The organism is Streptomyces beijiangensis (assembly GCF_017315755.1).
Classification (GTDB): domain Bacteria; phylum Actinomycetota; class Actinomycetes; order Streptomycetales; family Streptomycetaceae; genus Streptomyces; species Streptomyces beijiangensis.
In genome coordinates this window covers 1-6,428 of sequence record NZ_JAFLRJ010000245.1, presented here as the reverse complement: position 1 = coordinate 6,428, position 6,428 = coordinate 1, and the positions used below count along the sequence as shown (strand labels likewise).

8 protein-coding genes are annotated in these 6,428 nt (G+C 70.2%); 5 read left to right on the top strand and 3 right to left on the bottom strand.

All coding sequences use genetic code 11. The annotated features are described in order from the left end of the window. The first annotated feature begins 220 nt into the window (after nucleotides 1-220). From J0695_RS24540 to J0695_RS24525, 4 genes are all read left to right on the top strand, one after another. Nucleotides 221-643, top strand: a complete 423-nt coding sequence (locus J0695_RS24540) for a winged helix-turn-helix transcriptional regulator (protein WP_206965156.1) — start codon at nucleotides 221-223, stop codon at nucleotides 641-643. Between the two features lie 61 nt (nucleotides 644-704). After that, nucleotides 705-1,463, top strand: coding sequence for a metallophosphoesterase (locus J0695_RS24535; RefSeq protein ID WP_206965154.1), 759 nt, complete (start codon nucleotides 705-707; stop codon nucleotides 1,461-1,463). A 106-nt stretch (nucleotides 1,464-1,569) separates the two neighbouring features. Next, entirely contained in the window at nucleotides 1,570-2,409 is an 840-nt protein-coding gene (locus tag J0695_RS24530; protein ID WP_206965144.1) for an NAD(P)H-binding protein, read from the top strand. 76 nt (nucleotides 2,410-2,485) lie between these two features. Further along, entirely contained in the window at nucleotides 2,486-3,313 is an 828-nt protein-coding gene (locus J0695_RS24525; protein ID WP_206965142.1) for a Mut7-C RNAse domain-containing protein, read from the top strand. On the opposite strand, the gene J0695_RS24520 is transcribed toward J0695_RS24525, so the two are convergent. Genes J0695_RS24520 through J0695_RS24510 form a run of 3 tightly spaced genes read right to left on the bottom strand, consistent with a single transcriptional unit; the run spans nucleotide 3,273 to nucleotide 5,130 of the window. Further along, the gene (locus J0695_RS24520) at nucleotides 3,273-3,773 is read right to left on the bottom strand and encodes a MarR family winged helix-turn-helix transcriptional regulator (protein ID WP_206965140.1); all 501 of its coding nucleotides are present in this window, start codon (nucleotides 3,771-3,773) and stop codon (nucleotides 3,273-3,275) included. The genes J0695_RS24525 and J0695_RS24520 overlap by 41 nt on opposite strands. Nucleotides 3,774-3,810: 37 nt before the next feature. After that, nucleotides 3,811-4,518 carry an AAA family ATPase gene (locus J0695_RS24515; RefSeq protein ID WP_206965126.1) on the bottom strand — a complete coding sequence of 236 codons (708 nt, stop codon included), beginning with the start codon at nucleotides 4,516-4,518 and terminating at the stop codon, nucleotides 3,811-3,813. 36 nt (nucleotides 4,519-4,554) lie between these two features. Next, entirely contained in the window at nucleotides 4,555-5,130 is a 576-nt protein-coding gene (locus J0695_RS24510) for a TetR/AcrR family transcriptional regulator (protein WP_206965125.1), read from the bottom strand. 98 nt (nucleotides 5,131-5,228) lie between these two features. On the opposite strand from J0695_RS24510, the gene J0695_RS24505 reads away from it, so the two are divergent. Next, the coding region (locus J0695_RS24505; RefSeq protein ID WP_206965123.1) for an FAD-dependent monooxygenase at nucleotides 5,229-6,428 on the top strand (1,200 nt) is incomplete at its 3' end.

Genomic DNA, 6,428 nt, shown 5'->3' with positions numbered 1-6,428 from the left:
GCGCGGGACCGGGCACCGGCGTCCCGACCTCGACGGTCTCCAGCACCTCGGGCCCACCGAAGGACTCAAAGACAACTGCACGCATGACAACTCCCCAGTTCGGTCGGTTCATTTGGGCGGCTCGCTTCCCGCCTCTGGACACAAACCTAAGGAGAGCTACTCTCTTTTGGTAAGTAGGCACCTGAGAGTGCGTAACCCACCCAGAGGTAGGAGCAGGGGCATGGCACCCACGACCACCGCGATCCAGCGCCGCAGCGAGGCCCGTCACGCCTACGACGCCTTCCTCAAGGAGTGCCCGACCAATCAGCTCCTCGCCCGCATCAGCGACAAGTGGGTCTCTCTGATCGTCGCCGCGCTCGGCGAGCGCGGCGGCCCCCTGCGCTACAGCGGTCTCACCCGCAAGATCCCCGGCGTGAGCCAGAAGATGCTGACCCAGACGCTGCGCTCCCTGGAGCGCGACGGGCTGGTGAGCCGTACGGTCACCGCCTCGGTGCCGGTGCGCGTGGACTACGAACTCACGCCGCTCGGCTACAACCTGGCCTGCCTGATGACCGCCGTGAAGGACTGGGCGGAGACACACATGGACGACGTTCTGGCAGCCCGCGCGGAGCACGACAGCAAGGCTGCGGTCCCCACCCCTTGAACCCCGCGCCACCTAATGGCTTTAATGGTTTAATCCATTACAGCCATTAAGGGGACGCCGCATGCTGCTGGCCCAGATCAGCGATCTGCACCTCGACGGAGAAGCCCGCGCCACGGAGCGGGCCACCCGCGTCGTCGACTACCTGCGGTCCCTGACCCGGCAGCCCGACGCCGTCCTGGTCACCGGGGACATCGCCGACCACGGCACCCCCGCCGAGTACGCCGAGGCCGCCGCGCTCCTCGCCCGCCTCGACGCCCCGGTCTTCACCTGCCCGGGCAACCACGACGACCGCACCGCCTACCGCAAGGTCCTGCTCGGCGAGGAGACCCCGCCGGAGGCCCCGGCCACCTCCGCCGTCAACCGCCTTCACCACGCGGCCGGTTACGCCTTCCTCCTCCTCGACTCCAGCATCCCCGGCGAGGACCCCGGCCTCCTCGACGACGAGACCCTCGACTGGCTCGCCCGCACCCTCGACGACCTCGGCGACACCCCCACGCTGCCCGCCTTCCACCACCCGCCGGCCACCCTGCACCACCCGTACGTCGACTCAACGGCACTCACCAACCCCGGCCGCCTGGCCGAGGCCCTCGCGGGCCGCAGCAATATCCCCGCGATCCTCACCGGCCACGCCCACACCCCCGCCGCGACCACCTTCGCGGGACTCCCGCTCCTGGCGGCCCCCGGAGTGACCTCCACACTCCGCCTCCCCTGGGAGCCCGGCGAGGGCCTGACCAGCAGGACCGCGCCTCCCGGGGTCGCCTTCCACGTACTCGGCGAGAACGGCAGCGACGCCATCACGACGCACTTCCGCACCGTCTGAGAGAACCGAAACAGAAGGCCCGCTTGACGAGCGGGCCTTCTTCACGGATATTTATCTGCGTGACACAGATTCTGCATCACGCGGACTTCGACTTAAGGATTTCACCATGACCACTCTCGTCACCGGCAGCCGCGGCAAGGTCGGCACCGCCCTCATCCACCTTCTGCACGGCAGGGGCGCCCCCGTCCGGGCCGCATCCGCCGCCCCCGAGAAGCTCGAACTCCCCGCAGGCGTCGAGTCCGTCAAGCTCGATCTCGGCGACCCCGCCACCTTCCCTGCCGCTTTGTCCGGGGTCACCTCGGTCTTCCTGTACGCCGAGCCCTCGCACATCGGCGACTTCCTGGAGCAGGCCGAAGCAGCCGGAGTCGAGCACATCGTGCTCCTCTCCTCCAGCTCGGTCCTCGCACCCGACGCCGCCGACAACCTGATCGCGGCCAACCACCTCACCGTCGAGCAGGCCCTCGACGCCTCCCCCATCACCTCGACCTCGCTCCAGCCCGGCGCCTTCGCCGGCAACGCCCTGCAGTGGGCCTGGGCCCTGAAGTCCGGACGCCCCCTCGCCCTCCCCTACCCGGGCAGTTACGGCGACCCGGTCCACGAGCGCGACATCGCCGAAGCCGCACTCGCGATCCTCGACGACCCCGCGCTGCGCGGCAGGGCGTACCAGCTCACCGGCCCCGAATCGCTCACCTTCACCGCGCAGATCGCCATCCTGGAGACCGCGACGGGCCGCACCTTCCCCTTCACCCAGGTGACCCCCAAGGCCTGGAAGGAGTCCATGGCCGAGTACATGCCCGCCGCCTTCGCGGACGCGCTGCTCAGCTACTGGGCCTCCACCGACGGCGCCCCCACGCCCCTCACCCAGCACGTCGAAGCCCTGACCGGCCACCCGGCGCGCACCTTCACCGAGTGGGCCAAGGAGAACGCCGACGCCTTCCGCTCCTGACCGACAGCCATTTCCCAGGGCCGGCCGGGGAGCAAATCCCTGGCCCGCACCGCCCACACCGTGCCACCCTGTCGACGTGACCACGCGCCCGGAGATCCATCTCCAATTCGCCCCTGAGCTGCGCCTCTTCGTCCCCTCGGAGCGCTGTCAGGGGCGTACGGCCGTCCGCACCGACGGCTCGTCCAGCCTCGGCCACGTCATCGAATCCCTGGGCGTCCCGCTCACCGAGGCGGGCCGCATCACCGTCGACGGGACCCCGACGCCCCGCTCGCACGTACCGCGGGCCGGGGAATCGATCGACGTGTACGCGGTCGAGCGCCCCCAGCACATCCCCGGCGCCCCGCTCCGCTTCCTCCTCGACGTCCACCTCGGCACGCTGGCCCGCCGGCTGCGGCTCCTCGGCGTGGACGCGGCGTACTTCAGCGAGGACATCGGCGACCCGGCCCTCGCCACACACTCCGCCCGCGAGCAGCGCGTCCTGCTCTCCCGGGACCGCGGACTGCTGCACCGCAGGGAGCTGTGGGCGGGCGCGTACGTCTACAGCGACCAGCCGGACATCCAACTCCGTGACGTACTGGGCAGGTTCGCCCCGGTCCTCGCTCCCTGGACGCGCTGCACCGCCTGCAACGGCGACCTCAAGGAGGCCACCAAGGCCGAGGTCAGCGCACATCTGCACGGCGGGACCGAGCGTTCGTACGACGTCTTCGCCCAGTGCACGGTCTGCGAACGCCCCTACTGGCGGGGCGCGCACCACGCCCGGCTGAACGCGATCGTCGAGGAGGCGGTACGCGACTTCGGTCCCACAAGCCCTACAAGCCCCACAAGCCCTACAAGCCCCACAAGCCCCACAAGCCCCGCGAGCCCTACGCTTCCGCGTCCAGCTCCCCGCTCCGCAGACGCCTGATCTGCCCCGCGCTCAACTCCACGGTCCGCCGCATGTGTTCGGTGATGAGGGCGATCTCGTCGTCCCCGTACGCATCGAACATCTCGAACCAGGCCCCGTTCAACTTCCCCCAGACCGCCCCGAACTCGGCCATCCGCCCGGGTTCCAGAACGACCAGCACCTTCCGCCGGTCCTCGGCGTCGCGCTGCCTGGTGATGTACCCGGACCGCTCCAGCCGGTCGACGAGCCGCGTGGCCGACCCGGTGGTGAGCCCGGTCAGCTCGGCCACCCGACCCGTGGTGACCGGCGCGTTCTCGAGACCCAGCAGGTTCAGACACTGCAGATCGGTCGGATGAAGCCCGAGGTGATCGGCGAGCGCCTGGTTGAAGAGGGCGTACGAGGCCATGTACCGCCGCGACTCGGCGCCCAGCTCGGCCATCAGCCGCGCACGCTTGCCCGATGCCTTCAACTCCTGTGTCATGCAGCAAGTGTACGGCGCAGACTCACCCCCTGCCGAGTCACTCCAGGACGTGCCTCAGATACGCCCGAGGATCGGCGAGATAGCGCCGCCAGTGATCGACGATCGCCAGATCGCCCCACTCCACCCGCTCCATGCCGTGCTCCCCGACCTCCACGATGTCCGCGCCGGGCAGCGCGGTCAGCAGCGGCGAGTGCGTGGCGCAGATGACCTGGGCGCCTTTCTCGGCCAACCGGGCCATGTGCCCGATCAGTTCGAGGCACGACGTGAACGAGAGCGCCGCCTCCGGCTCGTCCATCACATACAGCCCGGCGACCTGGAACTTCCCCCGGAACGCCTCCAGGAAGCCCTCGCCGTGGCTGCGCCCGTCCGGCTCGAACCCCTCCCGCCCCAGCGCGTCGAGCGCGGTCTCCGCCCGCAGGAAGAACCCCTTCCGCGCCGCGAAGCTCCGCGCCATCCGCCGCCCGCCGGCCGCCGAGTCGAACCGGATGCGCTCACCGAGCACGGACTTCTCCCGGTGCGAGGCGTACTTCCAGTCGTGCGATCCCCCGTACGAATCGAGCCCGAACCCCTCCGCGAACGCCTCGACCAGCGTCGACTTCCCCGACCCGTTCTCCCCGACGAGAAAGGTCACCGGCGCCGTGAACCGCAGCCCCTCGGCCAGCAGCTGCCGTACGCACGGCACCCGCCAGGGCCACTCGCCCTCGTCATGGGCCCCCACATGCGCGTACGCCCGCTCAACAATCACCCCACAAGCCTCCCACCTGCAACGACAACCGGCCTCCTACGGCCGCTCGGCGGTCAGATACCGCTGCACCGTGGGCGCGAGCCACGCCACGACCTCGTCCCGGTCCATCGCGACAGCCGCCGGGATCCGCAGTACGTACCGCGCCATCGCCATGCCCAGGATCTGCGTGGTGACCAGCAGGGCCCGCTGCGGCGCCTGCTCGGGATAGGGACAGACGCCGGCCGCGACCGGCCCGATCTGCTGGCGCAGGATCTCCTGCATCCGCTCGGCCCCCGCCGCATTGGTGACGCCCACCCGCAACAGGGCGGTCAGCACCTCGTCCTGCTCCCACCGGTCGAGGAAGTGCGAGACGAGCACAGCCCCGATGTGCTTGCCCGGCAGCGCCCCCAGCTCCGGCAGCCGCAGCTCGAACGCTGAGGCGGCGACGAACAGCCCCTCCTTGTTTCCGAAGTACCGCATCACCATCGAGGGATCGATCTCCGCGTCCCGCGCGATGGATCGGATCGTCGCGCGCTCATACCCGTCCGCGGCGAAACGCTCACGGGCGGCAGCGAGGATCACGCCCTTGGTGACCTCGGAGGAACGCCGTACGGGAGCCACTGGATCTGCCATGTCAACAACTGTAGGCCAACAGTCGTTGACAAGCCACCCCTCCCGCCCTACCGTTGCCAACAAGCGTTGACCAACAGTTGTTGGCACAGGAGGCAGCCATGGCCGCAGAGCCCAGCACCACCGACACCAGCACCACCGGAACTGGCACCACCGAGACCGGCACGCCCGGATCCACCACGACGGACGTCCTCGTCGTCGGCGCGGGCCCCACCGGCCTCCTCCTGGCGGGCGACCTCGCCACCGCAGGACTGAAGGTCACCCTCGTGGAACGCCGCGCCCACCGGATCAGCAACCTCACCCGGGCCTTCGCGATCCACGCCCGCACACTGGAAGCCCTGGACGCCCGCGGCCTCGCCGACGACCTCGTCAAAACCGGCTCCATCACCCCCGCCCTGCGCGTCTTCGGCAGCGTCCGCATGGACTTCAGCCACCTCCGCACCCGCTTCCCGTTCCTCCTCATCACCCCGCAGTACGAGGTCGAGCGCCTCCTCGAAAAGCGCGCCGTCGAGGCCGGGGTCGACTTCCGCTACGAACGCGAACTGACGTCGCTCACCCAGTCGGCCACCACCGTCACCGCCCACCTCCGCACCCCCGAAGGCGCCGCCGAAACGACCACCGCCCGGTACGCCGTGGGCGCCGACGGCCACCACAGCGCGGTCCGCGAAGCGCTCGGCATCCCCTTCCCGGGAGAAGCCGTCCTCCGGTCGATCGTGCTCGCCGACGTACGCCTCACCGACCCGCCCAAGGAGCTCCCCCTCCTCGCCACCGCCCCCGACGGTGACTCCTTCACCTTCATCGCCCCGTTCGGCGACGGCTACTACCGAGTGATCGGCTGGGACCGCCACCACGTCGTACCGGACAGCGACCCGGTCGACTTCTCCGAGATCCGTACGCTCCTCCAGCGCACCCACGGCACCGACCACGGTGCACACGACGCCCGCTGGCTCTCCCGCTTCCACAGCGACGAACGCCAGGCCCCCCGCTACCGCGAAGGCCGCGTCTTCCTCGCCGGGGACGCCGCACACGTCCACTCCCCGGCCGGCGGCCAGGGCCTCAACACCGGCCTCCAGGACGCCGCCAACCTCTCCTGGAAACTGGCCCGCGTACTGAACAACCCGGCAACCCCCGAAGCCCTCCTCGACACCTACCAGTCGGAGCGCCACCCCGTGGGCACCTCGGTCCTCCGCACCAGCGGCGCCCTGGTCCGCCTCGCCGTCGCACACACCGCACCCCGCAAGGCCCTGCGCGCCGCGCTCACCACCGTGCTGAAGCACCTCACCCCGGCCCGCCGCAGGGCC